Here is a 16882-nt window from a genome sequence, read left to right as displayed (position 1 = left end):
AAACGCGAAAAACTGCCACCTGTAGGGAACTACCCCGGAAGCATTGCAGCGACGATTCCGTAGCGAACCAGAACTGCGGCCAGCGCGACCCATATCCCGGATCCGCCAACAACGCCATTTCACTGCGAAGCTGCTCCATCGCGTGGTTCCAAGTGGTTTCAGCCTCAGCCGCTGCTCCCGGAGGCGAGCGGCTGAAGTCTCGTGCCGTGCGCTCGTCGTCGATCAGCGCCCGTGCGGCATCTGACGTACGCTCTGTCGTGTCTTTGCTTCTCGATGGCCAAGCGGCGCTCTCCTATGCGAGGCCCGATCTGGGCGAATAGTGCTACTGATCGAACCATCGTCGCAGGCGGGTTTTCCACCCAAGACAACGAAAAGCCCGCCGAACGAAGCCGACGGGCCAAGTGCGACCGGCAGCTGGCACAATTTGCTGTCTGGCCGGAGTACAAAGTACCAACACGCGAAAGGCCGAAAATTCCGCAGATGCTAAATATAGCCCGGAATTCCCGGTGGGAGACCGAACCGTGGAACCTTTCAAAAGCGCATGGCTTTTGCTTTCTTGTGGAAGGAGATGCGAAATGAGCCTTGACATAGGAAAGGTCGCCATAGCGTTGCTCGGCCTGCTTGCCTACAAGAACAGGGACAAGATCGGCGAGTTGATCGCTGGCAGGAAATCGACCGATCCCAACGCTAGCGCTGGCCCCCCAGGCGGCCTCGGCGACATCCTGGACCGCCTCAGAAATGTGGGTGCGGGCGACGAAGTTGATTCGTGGGTAAGCAAGGGATCAAACCGGCCCGTTCAGCGCGAACAGGTTGAGAAGGCAATCGACCCGCAAACATTGGACGATCTTGCCGAGCAAACAGGATTGTCCCACGACGAGCTTCTCGACCGGCTCACTAGAGAACTCCCCGACGCAGTGGACAAGCTTACGCCCGAGGGTCAGTTGCCAGCGAGCAAAGGTCCAAATCTCCTGGACGAGGTCCCAAGGACTGGTCGTACTTAGCGCCACTTCGCCACCGACAGCTAGGTGATCCCGGGTCGCTTTTCGATCGCAACCACGCGGTGCGGAAATTGTTGCGAATTTGGTCCTTAAATGGCGGCCCCTTAGCAATAAGGAGAAAGTGGTCATCCAGGTCTATTTCTATAAAACCGTGCGTCACCGTCCTGCTTCCTTGATCCCTTGCCTTCTCTTACAATCCCTTCCGGATACAGAGGAGTTCCGCCATGAGCGAAGACGCCGTCAACATGTCGATCCGCAAGTTCCTGAAGGAAGTCGGCGTCACCTCCCAGCGCAAGATCGAGGAGACGGTGCGCGAAGGACAAATCGGCGGCAAGAAGCTGAAGGTCCGCATGACGCTGACGGCGGAAGGCACCGGCCTCAACCACGTGGTGGACGGCGAGATCGAACTTCCATAAGCCGGGCGAAGCGACCTAGCGAAACGGCCGAGGCGGCCGAAAGCGGTCGAGACGGATCAGCGGTTGGAATGGCGTCTGGCCGGGTGGATGTAGTACCGTTCACCCCACGCTCTTGCGACTCTGACGGAACGCGAAAGACCGACCCTTTCCAGTCGTTGGTTCAACCAATCTATGGAGGCGCCCGACGAGGATATGCGGTTGTCGAGGAACCGGGCCGACGTATCGTCGCGCAGGAACTTGATCGGAACGGCGATGTGCTACCCTGGGTGACGCGGCTGCGTTCGCCCGCCGCGCCGTTACGTGAAGCGGCCGGCGACCGTCTCCAACGCCGGTTGCCCGTTTGAAACTCGAGCGCGGCCGCAGCATCGATTTGATCTGTCGCCGGCGCGCAGCCTCTCCAGCGCCTCCCATTCGCCATGCAACCATTTCCAAGGCTGGCAGGCTAATTTCGATGGGGCGCACCTCGTCCCTCTGGCGCCCGATCCCATATCGCTTTGCTCAACGACGAATGGTCCTGTCATCGCGGCCATAGTCGGCCGCTGATTTGATATCCCGCAGTTCATCGGGCCGCATCAGGACGGATCGAGGGGGGCGCCCTGTTTCTGGCGCTGTTTTGACAGGGAGCGCGTTGATCATTCGGCGCATCGCGCCTTTGTCGGGGCTGCAAAGACGGCCGGACCATATTGGCAGCGCTCATCACTGATAGAGGAACGGCGGCACCCCGCTCGCCCGATATCAGGGAACGATATCGCCCCCCATGTATTAGAAACTGATGGACACTATGGAACCCCACGGCCACGGGATAGCGGCCGCTATTTTGACATCAGAAGTTGCCATTGCCAGGCAGCGCATCCATCGGACCGAGCTCGCGCTTCAACGCACTGAAGAAATGCTGGCCAAGAATCTCGCGCTGCGCAGCAGGATACGAGCTGCGGTCGAGGCCGCAGACCGCTTGGTGAAGATCGATCCCCCCAGCTTTGAACGGCGTCGCCCAGGTTGAACTGGGCCGGCGCTTCATTCGTCGCGCCCACCGGCCACCGGCGCCACCACTCAAGCACGGCGGCAACCATGTCCACAGACGGCGAGCGCGGTTCATCGTGGGCGGCTTGGTGCTCGACTGGGAACCGATCGTCGTCCATGCGGCCGATGGCCTTAGCGACGTGGGCCAGCCATTGGCCGAAGCGGCGGAACGACATTTCGCCGTCATGCCGAGGCTCTGTGTCGGGGATGGTCGGGGCGGCGGTGGGTAGGTGGTACACTCGCCGGAAAGGTCGGCGATTGGCGCGTTGTGCCGGTTCGGAACCGGGTGGACCTGGGGAGAATCGTCAATCAACCTTCGTCTGTTACACTTCTCCGAAGCTGACGTTCGCGGTGCGGCCCGGAATGCTACCGAACCTGCCGACATCATGGCCACGCCTCGAGCAGAGGCTTCGTCTCGAGCCCCTCGGCACGGTTCCGTTTGCGCGATAGAAGCAGCGGTTGGCGATTGAGCAGCATGGAGTCGCCGAATTCATGCGCGCGGTATCGATACGCGGCGAAGGCTGCGGAGGCCTTAGCGAGCAGAGCATCGTCGGCAAAGGCGCGCAGGAGCTCGAAATGGCTTTCGCCGGGCTGGTGGACGCCTGTGAGAATCGCATCGACCACGCGAAGCCGCGTGCCCCGCGCGATGCGCCCTGTCGCAATGCCATTTCCGGCACGCACATTGCCGCCGGGATTGGCCGCTGCTTCAAGTGCGCGCACTACGCTCGTGCCGATCGCAATGATGCGGCTGCCGCGCAGCTTCGCCCGCGCGACCTGCGCCGCGGTGCGCCCAGGGATGCGGTATGGCTCGTCGAAGGGAAGGCGCGAGTCCAGCGCGGGGTCGCCGGTGGAAGACACGCCCGCAGCATGCGTGAGTGTTGCAAAGCCAACGTCGTGCCGACGCCAGGCTTGGAGCGTGCGCCAGTCGAGCGCGAAGCCTGCCGACGGCGCCTCGAACGCGACCGGCCCGGCGGCAATCTTCGTCCAAACATCCCACAGTGCCAACGGCTCGGGAACATGCGCGTATTGGATCGGCCGGCCGTGCTGCGCCAGTCCTGCAAGCACTGCTGCGCAGTTGCCTGGGAAGTGCAACTCGAGAAGGCGTGGATGGTCGAGAAGGCGCTCGACGACGGCGTCAAGCGAGCCGAGCCGGAGGCGATCGCCTGGTGACAGCGGAGGTGGAGGCAGCCGGTCTTCCGTGCGCGTGCGGTAATCGCCCGAGCCGAAGGCAATTGCCACGAAACGGGTTGGATCGGGAAGTGACAGCCAGCCCGCCAGGCGGATCTCGATGGCCTCACCGCTTGGGACATGCGTGCCGTGCAAGCTGGCAGGCAAGGTCGCGGCGTCATTGGCGACGACCTGATCGCCGGGACCGAATAGCGTCGCGATTCCAGCACGCGGAACGTCGCGCATCGTGCCGTCCGCCTCGACGACCAACAGCCTGGCTGCGCGCCGATCGGGACGGTCGGCGGCAATCATGCGCATGCCCCGGCGTGAAGCGTAGCGCGGACCTGTAGCGCGTCGATCATCTTTTCGATGATCTCGGCAGCAGCCAGCTCGGGGCGTTTCAATGTAGACGGATCGGCGTCAGGAAGCGCTAGCGCGTGCAGCGGGGTGTCCATGTCGCCAGGGTCGGGTGCGAGGAGCCGTATGCCGTCGGCCTTCGCCTCCTCCTCCCAAATCGCCGTCAGATGGGCAAGAGCGGCCTTGCTCGCGCCGTATGCTCCCCAGCCGGGATAGGCGTTCACCGCCGCGTCGCTGGAGATGTTGATCACCATCGCGCCACGGCCCTCGCGTGCGGACGCGGCAAGCGCACCGAACAGGGCCTTCGTCAGCCGGAACGCGCCGACCAGGTTGACCGCGAGCGCCACTTCCAGCTCCTCGCACTCAGTATCGGCGAGGAGCGCCAGAGGGACAGGGCCGAGGCTCGAGGCATTGTTGATCAGGACGTCGAGCCCGCCGAGGCTGGCAGTGACCTGTAGCGCGATCGAGTAGGTGTCCTCCTTCTTGCCGACGTCGCCGACAATGCCGTGCGCGCCCGTCTCGTCAGCGATGCGTTCGACATTCGCGGCGGTGCGAGCGACGAAGGCCACGCACGCACCCTGCGCGGTCAGCTGCCGCACAAGCGCCATTCCGAGCCCGGAGGTGCCGCCCGTGACCGCCACGCGAAGTCCTTGAAGATCAACATTCGACTGCATTACCGGTGCTCCTTCAAGCTTTATGGCCCTTGCTACAAGTTCAAGTTAACTTGAAGTCAAGCGGGAATCGTGCTTTCGTTCATGCATGGATTCCATGCTGACCATCACCGACGTGTCGCGGCGCAGCGGCGTCGCCTCATCGGCCCTGCGCTTCTACGAGGAGCGCGGGCTGATCGCGTCCGAGCGGGCCGGCTCGGGACACAGACGCTATCCGCGATCCGTGCTGCGCCGGATCGCCTTCATCGTCTTCGCGCAGCGAATTGGGCTGACGCTTGAGGAGATCGGCGCCGAGCTCGCCAAGTTGCCAGCCGATCGCGTGCCGTCGCGTCGGGATTGGTCGCGGTTGTCGGGCCAGTGGACTAAGCGCATCGACCAGCGCATCGCCGAGTTGCAGCGCCTAAGGTCCGGGCTTACCGAGTGCATCGGTTGCGGCTGTCTGTCGATCGACCGGTGTAGCCTTGCGAACCCTGCCGATATGGCAGGACGCAAGGGGCCGGGGCCGAGGTATTGGCTGGGGTGAGTCGGCAGCCAAGTGCGAGACGCTGCTGCCCTGTAACGTTCAGCGGCGATATTGTTCGTCGCTGACTTTCTCCATCCACTCGACGGCCTTGCTATCAAGTGCTTGCGTCGTCCTGCCAGACGGTCGTTCCTTCTTGAAACGCGGCTGCATTTCAGCGGGCCAAGCGAAATAAGGAAATACGTCGAACTGCTCCGGGTGCGGCAGTCATCAACCTCTTCAGTCCCGCCCGAAACGTTTGAGTATTGGACGGTCTCCCGCTACCATCGCTCGCCCCCGAACGGAGAGGCGTTGATTTAGGCCCTGGTCGACCAGGTTGGACAGACAGCCGTCTAGGGCGATCGAGGGCGGTTCGCCGGCTTTCGGCGGACAGACCGTGACCGTCGACACGATGGCCCGCAGGTGCTTCTTGGCTTCCTCCGACACATAGCCGTTCTCGGCGATTGAGGCGGCCAGCGCTTCCATATTCCTGATGTAGCGGGCGACCAGCGCCGGCTTCAGCATGACGACTTTCGGCGGCTGCGGTGTCGCCGCGGGCTCGCCCTCGAGGCGCTGACGCCCGGTGCGCAGTTCGGGCAGGCGCTGCTCGGGCCTCGGCTTCGGAGATCATGCCTTTGCCGTAGGCGTTCAGCACCCGGCCATATTCGCGCTTGGCGGCGTCCAGCCGTTGCGCTGCCTTTTCGTGCGAGGCGCCCTGCCCGGAATAGAGCTTTTGAGGCTCGTCATTGTAGGCGGCGACATAGTGGTCGATCAGCGCCTTGTCGTTCAGCGTGGCGCACAAACCGTCCAGCACCGTCGCCAATTCGAAGGGAACGCTCGCGCTCAAGCGGCACATCAATCCCACGCGCGTGCCGATCGAGACGAAAGAGAGCTACCACTGGCTGGAGAACCTGCGCCAGTCCATCGCGCTCGTTGGCGCGCCCGAGCGGCGTGCATGTGGGTGACCGGGAGAGCGATATCTACGAGCTCTATTGCACGGCGCAAGACCTTGTGTGCTAGCTTCATCGTGCGGGTGCAGACGAACAGGCTGGACGAGCGACCTGCCGATGCTGCCCCACACGATCCGGCTCATCGCGTCTTTGCCCAACTTGGGGCGACGCCTTGGGCGGGGCGTCATCGCATTACGGTCGATCAGAACGAGACGACCCGGCTGCAGGTGAAGTTCGCCGCCATTAACACCTTGCCGCCCGTGGGCAAGCAAAAGCGCTACAGTCCGCAGGTTCTGACTTATATCCACGCCCTCGAAGAAGATCCGCCGCCCGGTCGCGAGCCGATCGACTGGAAGCTGGTGACCAACTTGCCGGTCGAAGATCTCTCCGTGGCGGTCGAGAAGCTCGGCTGGCACGCCCTGCGCTAGAAGGCGGAGGTCTTCCACAGGGCTATGAAGTCCGGCTGCCGTGCGGAGGAGGCAAGGCTCGAAACCGCCGAGAGGCTGGCGAAGTTCCTCGCCCTCATCCCGGTGGTCAGCTGGCGCATGTTCTTCCTGTCGGGGCGCGTGCCAAGCCAGACGGTCCACAATGCGCTGGTCGGCGACGTGCGGGGTGCAAACATGGTTCGAAGTGGTCGATCGCAGGCCGCGTCGCACGGTGCAGAAGGCCATGCATCGTTGATTATGCGCAAACTGCTATCGCGCGCCTAGTCGGAACTCGCGCGTCGAACAGTACATCACGTCTTCCGTCCCCAGCGCACCGGCGGCCTCCCTGCTCGCAATCCAAATAGACGTCTTTCAGCTATTTGATTGGCATGTCAGCGTGAGCGAACGCGAGGTCCTGAGCGTCAGAAGCCGACAATGAAGCCGGACTGATTGCGATCAGCACGGTGCCGAGCGTCACAGGCGCGAGGGACTTAACAACTGGCATGATCATTTTGAGATCCTCCCCAGCTCCCGTCGGTCAACATTCAGTCCTTGGGGTCGCAGGTGTAGTGCCGTTCGAAGGTCCCGTCCACGCGCCCGCTGCTTGTCGAAGCCACGATGTAAGGCTCGATCGCGCGCTCGTGGACCAGCCAAAGGGGATCTCGGCCGAGGCGTAGCCACTGCCGGCGGCCAACCGTTTCGGGCTCGAGGCCGAAGCGATCCTGGTGCGCTCGATCGTCGTGCCGGCCGCGCCTGCCTCCGCATGACGGATGGCGGGGCTTCGCAAATCGCACATGATTTCGTCACGTGAGATGCCGATGTCGCCAAGGACGTCATCGGGTAAACGGCTCAACTGGTCCGTTGCCGACAAGAGAGCTTTTCGCTCGGCGCGGAGGCGTAACCACCTGCGAAATGGACCAATGGCGGCAGCAGGAATTATAACCATGATCAGATCCTCCCTTCATTGATCTGAATTGACCGGTACGGAACGGCGCGAACGGCACTCCGGGCGAGAGCGTCAGCCGTCCGCGAGGCAAATTAGGCGTAGTGGTCGATGGATTGGTTTTGCCGCGGCGTGCCCATACGGCGGGCGGTGGCTGGCCCCGGGCCACGCATGTAATAAAGCTCCGGGCGGTAGCGCGGCGCGACGAATTTGCGAAACCCCGCAGCAAGTTTTGTGACGGGAGCCAAGAATTTCATGACTGTTCCCTTTCCCTTCGCCGGCTTGCACACGAGCCGGCGGGCCTGACGTTGCAACAAGGATATGACAGTCGAACCAGGCTCGGCTGTGGGAATTCCCACACCGGGGAAAACAATGGCGAAATCCGCTCCCAGTTTGCATCCCGGAATGCGGGGCCTGCGGCCATCAAATTTCCTTGGATAGGGAGTAAGGTGAAGTACACTTGATTGAACAAGAGACCGTTGTGACAGGCTCTCTGGCCTTCATCTCAAGACTTTGCGATGCCGACCTCGCCGCGCTGACCAAACGGTGGCACGAGCGCAGCTATCGACACAACGAGCTAATCATTTCCCACGGCGACACTGGTCGCGATGTCTTCTTCCTGCTGGAAGGACGGGCTCGCGTGACACTGGTTTCAGCGGACGGCAGGGAGATAGCGTATCGCGATGTCGAACCGGGTGACATTTTCGGGGAGCTCGGAGGCATTGACGGGATTGCACGCTCTGCCAGCGTAGTCGCGCTGGAGGCAACCCGCGCTGCACGGCTGTCCGGCACAGCATTCCGGGATATCGTGATGACCCACCCGACTTTTGCCTGGGTGCTGCTTGAGCATCTGTCTGCCCAGCTCCGGCGCATGACCGAGCGGGTATTCGAATACAGCACTCTGGTCGTGCGAAAACGGCTGATCGTCGAGCTCCTGCATCGGGCGGAGAAAGCCGCACTCGTGGACGGCGAGGTGTCCATAAGCCCGGCACCGACGCATTCCGAGCTGGCGGCAACGATGAGCACGCACAGGGAAGCGGTCTCGCGCGAAATGAGCGACCTCGCCAAGAGAGGCCTGATCGAAAAGCGCGGCAGCAGGTTATTGCTGCATGACGTCTCGGCACTACGGGCGCTGGTCGACAAGAAGGAATAGCGAAGGCTGTCGCTGCGGCGGGGGGCACCGCACGTTTCATACTCCTCGGCCGCAAGTGATTATTCCTTCCGGCAAACCGGGCAACCTAGCGTGCCAGCGCGCGGATAAGAGGACGACCATTGGGCTGGCAGTCTGCTCGTCGAAAAGGTGATGCAGATAAGGAATACGCCGCCTCAGTTCGGGTGGCCCCGCGCCGGATTCTCCCGCATAGCCCCTGCTGGAAGCACAGCCTCCCGCGCGAATCCCGGTGACCAGGAACGGACCGCCGCCACCGAGCCTCGGCACAACGTATCTTGTTGACGCTTGAAAGCCTCGGCTTGGTGAAGGCAGAAAGAGGCCTCTATGCCCCTGCACCCAATGTCCTCGCATTGGGCGAAACCACAAGGCTGCGTCGCTCACCAAACTCGATCAACTCAAGGCTGCACTGGCCGAAATTCGTGCCGAGGGTTTCGCGATGGCAATCGACGAATTGGAAGATGGAACATTGTCGATTGCTGTCCTGCTTTCCGAGCGGCGCGGTCGCGTTGTTGCGGCGATGAGTGTTGCGTCACATCGCTCGCGAAACTCGCCGGAAAAAATGAAGAGTGATGTGCTGCCGCTTCTTCGCGGGGCGGCAGATCGAGTGCACGACATTCTCAGGGATTTTCAGGACCGCAACTGGACGGTGCTGTAAATACGCAGCTCTTCGGCGCCGCTTGCATGCGGGGACACCAAGCCAAGTGCCCCCGCCGGCAGCTAACGCAGGCCAAAATTCCTGCGACGCCGCAGATAGACGCCGAAGGCGCTGCCGAACAGGATGACGGCCCCGATGACGATCGCCTGGTCGTAGAAGGCCAAGCCCATCAGATCGAGGCCTTTCTCAAGCATCACGACCAGTACGACTCCGGTGAAGGTTCGCCACAAACCACCCTCGCCTCCGAACACGCTGGTGCCGCCGACGACAACCGCGGCGATGATCTGCAACAGGATAGTATCGCCGAGTACAGGCGCTCCGGACCCAAGCCGAAGCACTGCGAGCATGCTGGCGACGCCCGCAAGGGTGCCGCCAATGAAATAGACCAGCCACTTGGTAAGATTGACGTTTATGGCATTAAAGGTGGCGGCTCGCTCATTCGAGCCGACCAGATAGACGGAGCGTCCAAACGGCGTCTTGTGCAGGGCGACCAGCCCGATCGCCAATATCACGAGCGCGATCCACAGAAGCGACGGCACGCCAAAGATCTGGTAGCGGCCGAAGGCAGTCGCCTCGCTCGGCAGTCGGCCCACGGAGTAGCCTCGCGAGAGCAGGAAGGCCGTCGCCCGCACCGTCAAAAGGATCGCCAGCGTATAGACGAAGGGCGACAGCCTGAGCCGGGCCACCGCGAAACCGTTGGCGGCGCCTACCACAGCGCCAACGGCAATCCCGGCGACCAGTCCGAGACCGACACTGCCGCTGTCACGCATGACAGTTGCGCCGACGACGGAAGCCAGCCCGAACGTCGCGCCGACCGAGAGGTCGATGCCGCCGGTCAGCATGACAAAGGTCGCGCCAATCGCGGCAACGAGCAGCGGCGCCAGCACCCGTGCCATGTTCTCCAGGTTGATGAGCGTGGCAAAGCCCGGCACCAAAACCCACATCGCCACCGCCACGACAAATACGATTGGCAAAAGCGGCAAGGCAGCGACAAGCCGCAAACCAAGTTCGAAGAACCGGGCGACTCCATCGCCCGGCCGTTTGCTAACTATCACTTTTTCCACCTTGTCGATCCGCTCAGCCAGCCGCGCAGCCCCAGACTTTCGGGGCCTGGGTCGCTACATCCGCTGGAGTGTATGGCGTGCCAGGCAGGAAGGCAGTTGGCGCGGCCGGCTTGCCACCGGTCGCGACGGCAAGAGCCGCGTCCACGGCGGCTGCGGCCATGTCGCCCACCGGCGTGGCCAGGTCCATGTCGATCAAGCCGTCGCGGACGGCCTGGCAACCGGTTGGGGCACCGTCGATGGAAACGATGTCGATATGGCCCCTTTCGCCAACCTTCTTCAGCTTGCCGGCCTTTTCGAGCACGGAAAAGACGCCCTGAAGGCCTATGTTCCACGGGGAATAGATGGCGTTGAGATCGGGATGAGCCTGCAGCGCGTTCTCGGTACCGACCAGGGCCTTCTCAGGCTTCCAATCGGTGGGCACCTGCGCGACAATCACAATGTTGCTATGCTTGGCGAGAACCTCGTCCAGGCACTTCGAGCGTCGAATGCCGTTGTCGTTCGACAAGCCGCCTTGCAGTTCGAGCAGTTTGTAGGGCTTGTCGCCGGCTGCCTTGGCAAAGAATTCGCCAGCCGCGGTGCCGTCAGCACACGGGTCGCCCCCGACATGAAAATCGACCGCCTTTAGGTCGGCGGGCGCCTGGTCGAGCGTCACATAAGCCACTCCGGCGCTGCGGGCATTGTTGGCATCGTTGACCGCCGCTTCGATGTCCCACGGAATGGCGATAATGGCCTTGGCCCCCTGCGCGATCATGCTTTCGATTTGCGATGCCTGGCGTTGGGCGTCCTCCTGAGCGTTCTGGAAGATAATCTTTGCGCCCTTGGCGGCCGCTGCGGCTTTGATCGCATTGAACTCGCCCTCGCGGAACGATTCCATCTTGTCGAAAGAGACGCCGATAACCACCGGCTCCTGAGCCGCGGCCTGATAAGCTCCGGCGAATATGGCCATTGCGAGCGCCGATACGGCACAAATTCCAGACTTCATTTTCATTTTATTCTCCTCCGTTTTGCATTGCTATGCATTCATGTGCGTACGCGATGAATTCCAGAGTGATCGTCAGACCGTTCGGGTTGCAGGAGTGTGGAGCTGCGCGGCGGCGTCGAGCACGACCGCAAACAACAGCACACAGCCTCGGATGACGTCGTAGATGTAAGGATCGGCACCGATGAGGTTCAGGCCGTTGCTGATCGTGCTGAGCACCACGGCGGCGACGATGGCACCGCGGATGGATCCCTTGCCGCCGAGCAGGCTGGTGCCACCGAGGACAACGGCGGTTATGACGGTGAATTCGAACTGCCAGCCGAGATCCGGATTGACGGCGCCAACTCGACCGACAAGCACCAGGCCCGCAACCGCCGCTGTAATTCCGGCAAAACCATAGGCGAAGAGCAGGACACGACCGGTGGGAATGCCGTTCTCGCGGGCCGAGCGCTCGGACCCACCGACGGCCAGGACGAAGCGGCCAATGCTGACATGGCGTAGCAGAGCCGTTGCCAGCGCGGCCAGTGCAAACATGGCGACGACTGGATAACCAATGCCGATGCCGATCAACCCTCGCCCGAATTCTCGGATCGAGCCGAAGACGAGCATTTCACGCCCGCCAGTGAGATGAAGTGCAATGCCGCGGTACAGGCTAAGCGTCGCCAGCGTGACGATGAGCGGACTGAGCCTCAGGAAAATGATGGCCAACGCATTCAGGCATCCGAGTGCCGTGCCGGCGACGAGCGCTACCGGATAGACCAACCAGTTCGTCTGCGTTGTATATTCCATAGTGCCCGCCGTCCCGGCGATCGAGATCGCCAGCACCAGCGCAAGATTCATCGACGAGCCTGCCGATAGATCGATACCGGCTGTCATGATGACGAAGGAGAGCCCGATCGCGGCGATCCCGGTTATGCTCGACTGGAGCAGCAGATTGGCCATGTTGTCGTAGTCTAGGAATCGGTCGGAGAGGATGCCGAAGGCAACCACCAGAACCACAAGCACGCCGAGCAGCGCCGCACCGCGCGGCTCGACAGTCCCGAGCATTCGGCGCGCCGCGGCGATCACTGGGTGGCACTCCCGGCGACCGATCCTGACGATGCCATCTGGATCAGTTCGCTGGGCGACACTGTGCGCGGATCGGCCTCACCAACCGTGCGTCCCTTGTGGAGGATTACAAGACGGTGCGACAGCGCCATCAATTCGGGCAGGTCCGAGGAAATGAGCAAGATCGCCATTCCCTTACCGGCCAGATCGACGATCAGGCGATGGATGAGCTCGCGCGCGCCGATGTCGATGCCTTTGGTCGGCTCGTCAAGGATGCACAATTGCGGATTGGTCTGCAGCCAGCGGCCGATAATGACCTTCTGCTGGTTTCCGCCCGACAGCGAAGACATCGGGCTATCGTTGCCGGGATGGGTGATGTGGTAGGATTTCGAAAGCTTCGCCGCCGTTTCGGCTTCGGCCCTGTTGCTGAGCAGGCCGATCGAGCCGATCAAGCGCCTGAGAAAGGGCGCCGTCATGTTCTCAAGCACCGGTCGCTCCAGAAATGCCTGGTCCTGGCGGCGATCCTCCGAGATGAGCGCAATACCAAGACCAAGGGCTTCGCGCGTTCCGGCCGGGCGGACCGCCACATCGTCGAGGAAAACCTGCCCTGATGATGCCCTGCGAAGCCCGACCAGCAACTCAGCGACCTCGCTGCGGCCGCTGCCCACCAAACCGGCCAGACCGACGATCTCGCCGGGACGCACGCTGAAGCCGACATCGTGTACCAGATCGCCATCGGCAAGGTTGACCACCCGCAGCCGGGCCGGACCGGAGACTGGCGCAAGCGGCAAGGCGCCGATGGACTCTGCGACGTCGCGCCCGGCCATCAGCCTGCCAAGTTCCGAGCGGGGGATTTCGAAAGGCTTGCCCTCGCCAACCAGCCGGCCGTCGCGCAGAACCGCAATGTGATCTGCCAGCGCATAGACCTCGTCCATGAAGTGGGTGATGTAGATAACCCCTATGCCATCGGCGAGAAGCCGGCGAACCAGCGCAATCAGACGATCGCGCTCGGGAAGCGTAAGGCAGGTGGTCGGCTCGTCCAGTATGACGATGCGGGCGTCGAGGACGAGTGCCTTTGCGATCTCAACGAGCTGGCGCTGACCGATGCTGAGATCCTCGACGGTGGTATTCGGTTCGATATCGCTTTCGAGCTGGTCGCGCAGGACGCGCAAGGCGCGCTCGCGCCAGGCCTTCCAAGGTATCCTGGCGGCGGATCCCGATACCTGGCCAAGATGAATGTTCTCGGCCACCGACAGGTTCGGGAACAGACTCAGTTCCTGATGGATGGTAGCAATGCCCAATTCCTGCGCCTGCCGCTGTCCGGCTATGGTAAGCGCGCTGCCGTCGATCGTGATCGATCCTGCGTCCGGTTGCAGCAGGCCGCACATAATGTTCTTCAGAGTCGATTTGCCGGCTCCGTTCTCGCCGACCAGCATCAAGCATTCGCCCGGCCGGACGGCGAAGGACACGTTATCGAGCACAACCTTGCCGCCGAAACTCTTGCGGATCGCGGAGAGCGCGATCGCGGGCGCAATGTCGGCGACGACGGCGTGCGCTGCGACCAAGCCTGACATGGCATTCCTCCCGACGGCAACGGGCCGTCTGGATAGACGCTAGCCAAAATTGACTAGCTATGCAATATGGGAGTCGTCGATTTTTACGGGAGCATGGAGATGGGCAACAATCCGGCGTTCGCGGTCGCCTTCAACCACGTCGGTATCGGTGTCGCCGACCTCGAGGCGGCGATCGCCTGGTATTGCGGCGTGCTGGGCATGCGGCTGATTTCAGGGCCGGTCGAGGTGAGCAACGACCGCCAGGCAGAAGACGTTCTTGGTTCGCGCTTTGGAAAGATGCGCCAGGCACATCTGAGTTCAATCAATGGCATCGGCATCGAGTTCTTCCAGTCGATCGATCCGCCTTTCGAGCGTCGGGACGATGCAGTCGAGTTTTGGAAGAGCGGGGTTTTCCATATCTGTGTCACCCATCCCAATGTCGAGGACCTTGCGGGCAGGATCGTCGCCTCCGGCGGCTCGCGCCTCTCGGCGATCTGGAACGAGCGCAATGGCGATCCGAGCTATAGAATGTGCTACTGCCGCGACCCCTTCGGGACCGTCATCGAAATTTATTCGCATAGCTACGAATTGCTGCAAGGCCATCGGTGAGAGCGATCTTCTTCGACGCCAGTGGCGTGCTGTTCGAGAACGGCACTGCACGTTTCATAGAGAGCCTTGAGAGAGAGGGCTGCGGCCAGCATGCGGGCCTGGAAGCGATCGTCAGTGGCCCCCTGTCCTGGGCGCTTCGGCGTGGCGAGATCGAGCCGGCCGATTTCTGGAGCGTAGTGGAAGACGACGTCCGCCGCATCACCGGCCTTGCAACCGCCGCCTTTCGTGACCGCTGGATCGCCAGCTTCCAGCCTCATCAGGGCTTCGAAGCGCTCCTCTCGGACCTTGCGGAGCGCGGGCATGAACTCGGCATCATTGCCGAGACCGTGAAAGATCGTGTCGACGTGCTCGAGCGCCTGCACCCCTGGACCGCCCTGCCCCGCCTGAAATTCTGGTCGTTCGAAGTGCGGCAGGACAAGCGGGACGGCGCGCTGTTCCGGCACGCCTACCGCCTCGCCGGCCCTTTTGCCGAGCGACCGCTGATGATCGAGGACGATCCGGCATCCGCTCGTCGAGCCGAAGCGGCAGGGTTTGAGGCGATCCTGTTCCAGGATGTCGAGCGGCTGCGGGGGCTTCTGCTCTAGGCCAGATCGCGGCCGGCGGCGAACGCGAGACCAATGAGGCCATCGCGGTCTCCCGGCTCGCCAAGCCGAACCATGCTGTGCCAATTTTGACCCAGATTCCAACAAGCTGCCGCACACTGTTCAGCCAGAAGATCACGCCAGGCGGGACCGAGCGCGAGAGCGAAACCGCCGACGAGGATGAAGGATTCGGTGCCGGTCGCCGTGTGCAACCCGGCCATGGCGTGAGCCAACGGCCGGGTGGCCGCCGCGACGTGACGGATGACCCATTCATCACCGCCGCGGAAGGCGCCCACGATCGCCGGCGTGTCGATGAGGCCGCGGCCCCCCTTGTCCGCGCCCAGCGCGCTGCCGAGAAATCCTGCCGGATCTTCCCTGGCCGCCTGGCGGACCGCCCGTTCGACCCCACGTCCCGATGACATACCGGCAAGATGACCGCGCCCACCGCATTCGCAAAGCGGTGCATCGGGCCGCATGTCGACGGTGAAATGGCCGAACTCACCGCCACGCCCGCCAGGGCCGACAACGGGATTTCCGCGAACGAAAAGCTTGTTGCCGACCCCCGAACCGACATTGATAAGCGCGAAGTCGGTTTCTCCGTCCGCAACATAGCGGAAGCCGCAGGCAGTCACATCGTTCATTGCCACCACACGGCGTAGTCCAGTCGCTCGACGCACAAGGTCGGTGATGTCGAGATGGCGGTCGAGCGAGGCGCCGAGCAAAGTCGGCGACGACAAAGCTATCCCGTCTGGCGACATCGGGCCGGGATAACCGATCGCGACCAGGTCTGCTTGCCCGCCAGATCGAGCACTTTCAGCAAGGTCTCGGATGGTCGCGGCCAGAGCCTGTAGCAGCCCATCGATCCCCGCCTTGCCGTGACTGTGAAAATTGGGTGTTGGCGACCGCGCCTCGACCAGCACCTCAAGCGTGAGCGTGTTGACGAGGGCTGCGCGGGTGTTCGATCCGCCGATTTCATAGACCAGAGCGAGCATCTCAATCGGCGGTCCAGCCGCCATCGACCACCAGCGCGGTGCCGGTGACCAGGGCCGACGCATCGGAAGCAAGGTACACCACCGCTCCCATAATGTCCTCGACCCGCCCAAGCCGGCCGAGCTTGATCTTGGACAGCACATCCCGCGAGAATGTCGGGTCCTCAAGATAGGGCCGCGTCATAGGCGTCTCGACGAAGGTGGGGGCAACGCTGTTAACCCGGATGCCACTCGCCGCGAGTTCCACCGCCATGGCTTTGGTAAGCCCCTCGAGCGCGTGCTTCGAAGCACAATAGAGGGTGCGATTGGGCGCTCCAACAAGACCCATCTGCGACGAAATGTTGATAATTGAACCGCCGCGCCCGTCGGCGATCATGGCGCCGACGACCGCCTGGCTGACGAAATAGGCAGCGCGCACGTTGAGATCGAAAATCGCCGCAAAATCCGCCGGTGTCACCTCAATCATCGGCCTGGGCCGATTGGTCCCGGCATTGTTGACCAGAATATCGAAGGCAGGCATCGCGCCCAATGCGGAGCGGACCTGATCGAGGTCGGTCACGTCGACAAGGGTCGCGCCCGCGCGGCCGCCACGCGCTTCGATCGCAGCAGCCACCGCTTCCACGTCGCCAGCCGTCCGCGCGATCAGCTGTACCTGCGCGCCCGCGTCTGCCAGCGCAGCCGCTATCGCCACGCCCAGTCCGCGGCCGGCGCCAGTCACCAGGGCACGGCGGCCGTCGAGGCGAAAAGACGGTGTCACCGGCAATGCGAGGCCAGGTTCTTGCACTGCA

21 protein-coding genes are annotated in these 16882 nt (G+C 62.6%); 10 read left to right on the top strand and 11 right to left on the bottom strand.

What is annotated here, in order from left to right; translation table 11 throughout:
- Positions 1-575 precede the first annotated feature (575 nt).
- Positions 576-1001: a YidB family protein gene (locus NMG46_RS24730; RefSeq protein ID WP_254820087.1), complete on the top strand. Its 426-nt coding sequence runs from the start codon at positions 576-578 to the stop codon at positions 999-1001.
- A 221-nt stretch (positions 1002-1222) separates the two neighbouring features.
- Positions 1223-1414 carry a DUF6494 family protein gene (locus NMG46_RS24725; RefSeq protein WP_023679340.1) on the top strand — a complete coding sequence of 64 codons (192 nt, stop codon included), beginning with the start codon at positions 1223-1225 and terminating at the stop codon, positions 1412-1414.
- Positions 1415-2237: 823 nt separating this feature from the next.
- Here the strand turns inward: NMG46_RS24725 and NMG46_RS24720 are convergent.
- The 3 genes from NMG46_RS24720 to NMG46_RS24710 all read right to left on the bottom strand — a co-directional run bounded on the left by NMG46_RS24720 (position 2238) and on the right by NMG46_RS24710 (position 4632).
- Positions 2238-2432, bottom strand: a complete 195-nt coding sequence (locus tag NMG46_RS24720; protein ID WP_254820086.1) for a hypothetical protein — start codon at positions 2430-2432, stop codon at positions 2238-2240.
- Positions 2433-2818: 386 nt separating this feature from the next.
- Complete coding sequence (locus NMG46_RS24715; RefSeq protein WP_254820085.1) at positions 2819-3913, bottom strand: S-adenosylmethionine:tRNA ribosyltransferase-isomerase; 1095 nt, start codon at positions 3911-3913, stop codon at positions 2819-2821.
- On the bottom strand, positions 3910-4632 hold the full coding sequence (locus NMG46_RS24710) for an SDR family oxidoreductase (protein WP_254820084.1): 723 nt from the start codon (positions 4630-4632) through the stop codon (positions 3910-3912). Before NMG46_RS24710 ends, NMG46_RS24715 begins: the two co-directional genes overlap by 4 nt.
- An 85-nt stretch (positions 4633-4717) precedes the next feature.
- On the opposite strand from NMG46_RS24710, the gene soxR reads away from it, so the two are divergent.
- On the top strand, positions 4718-5152 hold the full coding sequence (soxR, locus tag NMG46_RS24705) for a redox-sensitive transcriptional activator SoxR (protein ID WP_127862987.1): 435 nt from the start codon (positions 4718-4720) through the stop codon (positions 5150-5152).
- A gap of 216 nt (positions 5153-5368) precedes the next feature.
- Here the strand turns inward: soxR and NMG46_RS24700 are convergent, their stop codons facing one another.
- Positions 5369-5653, bottom strand: a complete 285-nt coding sequence (locus NMG46_RS24700) for a hypothetical protein (protein ID WP_254820083.1) — start codon at positions 5651-5653, stop codon at positions 5369-5371.
- Positions 5654-5907: 254 nt separating this feature from the next.
- Here NMG46_RS24700 and NMG46_RS24695 point away from each other — a divergent pair, with 254 nt between their 5' ends.
- From NMG46_RS24695 to NMG46_RS24685, 3 genes are read left to right on the top strand one after another with little or no spacing between them, the layout of a single operon-like run.
- Positions 5908-6093, top strand: coding sequence for a hypothetical protein (locus tag NMG46_RS24695; RefSeq protein ID WP_254820082.1), 186 nt, complete (start codon positions 5908-5910; stop codon positions 6091-6093).
- Positions 6094-6137: 44 nt separating this feature from the next.
- The gene (locus NMG46_RS24690) at positions 6138-6506 is read left to right on the top strand and encodes a hypothetical protein (protein ID WP_254820081.1); all 369 of its coding nucleotides are present in this window, start codon (positions 6138-6140) and stop codon (positions 6504-6506) included.
- A gap of 24 nt (positions 6507-6530) precedes the next feature.
- The gene (locus NMG46_RS24685; RefSeq protein ID WP_254820080.1) at positions 6531-6788 is read left to right on the top strand and encodes a hypothetical protein; all 258 of its coding nucleotides are present in this window, start codon (positions 6531-6533) and stop codon (positions 6786-6788) included.
- A gap of 753 nt (positions 6789-7541) precedes the next feature.
- On the opposite strand, the gene NMG46_RS24680 is transcribed toward NMG46_RS24685, so the two are convergent.
- Positions 7542-7703: a hypothetical protein gene (locus tag NMG46_RS24680; RefSeq protein WP_167522729.1), complete on the bottom strand. Its 162-nt coding sequence runs from the start codon at positions 7701-7703 to the stop codon at positions 7542-7544.
- A 224-nt stretch (positions 7704-7927) separates the two neighbouring features.
- On the opposite strand from NMG46_RS24680, the gene NMG46_RS24675 reads away from it, so the two are divergent.
- The gene (locus tag NMG46_RS24675; RefSeq protein WP_095482857.1) at positions 7928-8599 is read left to right on the top strand and encodes a Crp/Fnr family transcriptional regulator; all 672 of its coding nucleotides are present in this window, start codon (positions 7928-7930) and stop codon (positions 8597-8599) included.
- Positions 8600-8966: 367 nt separating this feature from the next.
- Positions 8967-9272, top strand: a complete 306-nt coding sequence (locus NMG46_RS24670) for an IclR family transcriptional regulator C-terminal domain-containing protein (protein WP_368389320.1) — start codon at positions 8967-8969, stop codon at positions 9270-9272.
- Positions 9273-9334: 62 nt separating this feature from the next.
- Here the strand turns inward: NMG46_RS24670 and NMG46_RS24665 are convergent, their stop codons facing one another.
- The 4 genes from NMG46_RS24665 to NMG46_RS24650 form a co-directional block, all read right to left on the bottom strand.
- Positions 9335-10327 (bottom strand): ABC transporter permease, encoded by a 993-nt coding sequence (locus tag NMG46_RS24665; RefSeq protein ID WP_254820079.1) that lies wholly within the window; start codon positions 10325-10327, stop codon positions 9335-9337.
- A gap of 22 nt (positions 10328-10349) precedes the next feature.
- A complete protein-coding gene (locus NMG46_RS24660) occupies positions 10350-11324 on the bottom strand; it encodes a sugar ABC transporter substrate-binding protein (protein WP_254820078.1) in 975 nt (324 codons plus the stop codon).
- Between the two features lie 66 nt (positions 11325-11390).
- Positions 11391-12362, bottom strand: coding sequence for an ABC transporter permease (locus tag NMG46_RS24655; protein WP_254820077.1), 972 nt, complete (start codon positions 12360-12362; stop codon positions 11391-11393).
- A 17-nt stretch (positions 12363-12379) separates the two neighbouring features.
- The gene (locus NMG46_RS24650; RefSeq protein ID WP_254820076.1) at positions 12380-13936 is read right to left on the bottom strand and encodes a sugar ABC transporter ATP-binding protein; all 1557 of its coding nucleotides are present in this window, start codon (positions 13934-13936) and stop codon (positions 12380-12382) included.
- A gap of 99 nt (positions 13937-14035) precedes the next feature.
- Between NMG46_RS24650 and NMG46_RS24645 the strand changes: the two genes are divergently transcribed.
- Positions 14036-14524 carry a VOC family protein gene (locus NMG46_RS24645; protein WP_254820075.1) on the top strand — a complete coding sequence of 163 codons (489 nt, stop codon included), beginning with the start codon at positions 14036-14038 and terminating at the stop codon, positions 14522-14524.
- A 26-nt stretch (positions 14525-14550) separates the two neighbouring features.
- A complete protein-coding gene (locus NMG46_RS24640) occupies positions 14551-15108 on the top strand; it encodes a hypothetical protein (protein WP_254820074.1) in 558 nt (185 codons plus the stop codon).
- Here NMG46_RS24640 and NMG46_RS24635 read toward each other — a convergent pair.
- Positions 15105-16121, bottom strand: a complete 1017-nt coding sequence (locus tag NMG46_RS24635) for an ROK family protein (protein WP_254820073.1) — start codon at positions 16119-16121, stop codon at positions 15105-15107. The two genes, NMG46_RS24640 and NMG46_RS24635, sit on opposite strands and share 4 nt — an antisense overlap.
- A complete protein-coding gene (locus NMG46_RS24630) occupies positions 16099-16878 on the bottom strand; it encodes a glucose 1-dehydrogenase (RefSeq protein WP_254820113.1) in 780 nt (259 codons plus the stop codon). The genes NMG46_RS24635 and NMG46_RS24630 overlap by 23 nt, the downstream gene beginning before the upstream one ends.
- Between the last annotated feature and the right edge of the window lie 4 nt (positions 16879-16882).

The sequence above is a fragment of the Mesorhizobium sp. LMG 17147 genome (genome assembly GCF_024297145.1).
Lineage (GTDB): Bacteria > Pseudomonadota > Alphaproteobacteria > Rhizobiales > Rhizobiaceae > Mesorhizobium.
This window is presented reverse-complemented; position numbering and strand designations above follow the sequence as displayed.

Excerpts from the sequence above, each read along its gene's own strand:
- NMG46_RS24680 (WP_167522729.1), bottom strand. The coding sequence starts at position 7,703 with ATGAAATTCTTGGCTCCCGTCACAAAACTTGCTGCGGGGTTTCGCAAA.
- NMG46_RS24700 (WP_254820083.1), bottom strand. The coding sequence starts at position 5,653 with ATGCTGAAGCCGGCGCTGGTCGCCCGCTACATCAGGAATATGGAAGCG.
- NMG46_RS24725 (WP_023679340.1), top strand. The coding sequence starts at position 1,223 with ATGAGCGAAGACGCCGTCAACATGTCGATCCGCAAGTTCCTGAAGGAA.
- NMG46_RS24660 (WP_254820078.1), bottom strand. The coding sequence starts at position 11,324 with ATGAAAATGAAGTCTGGAATTTGTGCCGTATCGGCGCTCGCAATGGCC.
- NMG46_RS24710 (WP_254820084.1), bottom strand. The coding sequence starts at position 4,632 with ATGCAGTCGAATGTTGATCTTCAAGGACTTCGCGTGGCGGTCACGGGC.
- NMG46_RS24635 (WP_254820073.1), bottom strand. The coding sequence starts at position 16,121 with ATGGCGGCTGGACCGCCGATTGAGATGCTCGCTCTGGTCTATGAAATC.
- NMG46_RS24650 (WP_254820076.1), bottom strand. The coding sequence starts at position 13,936 with ATGTCAGGCTTGGTCGCAGCGCACGCCGTCGTCGCCGACATTGCGCCC.
- NMG46_RS24715 (WP_254820085.1), bottom strand. The coding sequence starts at position 3,913 with ATGATTGCCGCCGACCGTCCCGATCGGCGCGCAGCCAGGCTGTTGGTC.
- NMG46_RS24685 (WP_254820080.1), top strand. The coding sequence starts at position 6,531 with ATGAAGTCCGGCTGCCGTGCGGAGGAGGCAAGGCTCGAAACCGCCGAG.
- NMG46_RS24655 (WP_254820077.1), bottom strand. The coding sequence starts at position 12,362 with ATGCTCGGGACTGTCGAGCCGCGCGGTGCGGCGCTGCTCGGCGTGCTT.
- NMG46_RS24720 (WP_254820086.1), bottom strand. The coding sequence starts at position 2,432 with ATGAAGCGCCGGCCCAGTTCAACCTGGGCGACGCCGTTCAAAGCTGGG.
- soxR (WP_127862987.1), top strand. The coding sequence starts at position 4,718 with ATGGATTCCATGCTGACCATCACCGACGTGTCGCGGCGCAGCGGCGTC.
- NMG46_RS24645 (WP_254820075.1), top strand. The coding sequence starts at position 14,036 with ATGGGCAACAATCCGGCGTTCGCGGTCGCCTTCAACCACGTCGGTATC.
- NMG46_RS24730 (WP_254820087.1), top strand. The coding sequence starts at position 576 with ATGAGCCTTGACATAGGAAAGGTCGCCATAGCGTTGCTCGGCCTGCTT.